The following is a 1,039-nucleotide window of genomic DNA, read 5'->3' as shown; positions in this document are numbered from 1 at the left end:
ACTATATCTAATGTTTTATTAAAGCTTCTAACTCCTTGAGAAAAAGAAATTAAAACATTAAGTAAAATATCAGATTTTAAACATATTTTTTCTTTTCTTTCTTCTATAAATTGACAATGAATATATTTATTTGACTTAACATCATTATCAAATAATACTAAAGCTTTTGCATATTTTGGTATAGAATTTACTCTTTCTCCGCCTTCAAAATTTATAATTTTTCCTTTATTTTCTTTAATAAAACGAGCCATTTCCTTTATGGAGCTTTTTGGATTATCAATAATATCAATGCCAGAATGACCCCCATTAAAATTTATTGCACTTAGTTCATAAACTTTTCCAAAATATTCTTTTGTTTCATATTCTAAAAAAGCTTCAATATCCACTCCGCCAGCACAACCTATAATGATTTCATTCTCATTTTCGTGATCTAGATTTAAAAGCATTTTAGAATGAAGTTTATGTTCTAAATCATTAACCCCCATAAGTCCAACTTCTTCATTATTAGTAAAAAGACATTCTAAATTTGAAAATTTTTGCATTGCTTCTAGCATTATAGCTATCCCGATGCCATTATCAGCTCCTAAAGATGAATCTTTAGCTTTTAAATAACCATTATCTTCATAAACTTCTATTTTTGGGGCATTTCCCATACAGACCATATCATAATGACTTTGTAAACAAATTTTAGGATTGCCTTTGATGCAGTGAATATTACCAGCTAAATCAATATTTACTTTAAAGTTTTTTTCTTTGGCATAAGCATTTAAAAAATCTCTCATTTGATTTGTTTCATAGCTACAATGCGGTATTTCACATAATTTTTTAAAATTTTTTATGATATTTTGCATTTTAACTCCTTTTGTTAGATAAAATTATACATAATTTTTATTTTTTGAGTTTAAAATGAGATTAAATATTGAAAAAATATTAAATTTAAGAAAAATTTTAAGTGATCCTAAGAAATTTTTTTCTTTTTTAATTTTGATATTTATATTAATTTTTATAGAGAGTTTTATAGCGCAAACAAAATCTTTTG

Annotated in this window: 1 protein-coding gene; it reads right to left on the bottom strand. The window is 24.4% G+C overall.

The features are described 5' to 3' along the window. The coding region (locus tag JG677_RS08260) for a M28 family peptidase (RefSeq protein WP_200286160.1) at positions 1-851 on the bottom strand (851 nt) is incomplete at its 3' end. Positions 852-1,039 lie beyond the last annotated feature (188 nt).

This window comes from Campylobacter sp. TTU-622 (assembly GCF_016598965.1).
Taxonomy (GTDB): domain Bacteria; phylum Campylobacterota; class Campylobacteria; order Campylobacterales; family Campylobacteraceae; genus Campylobacter_D.
This window is presented reverse-complemented; position numbering and strand designations above follow the sequence as displayed.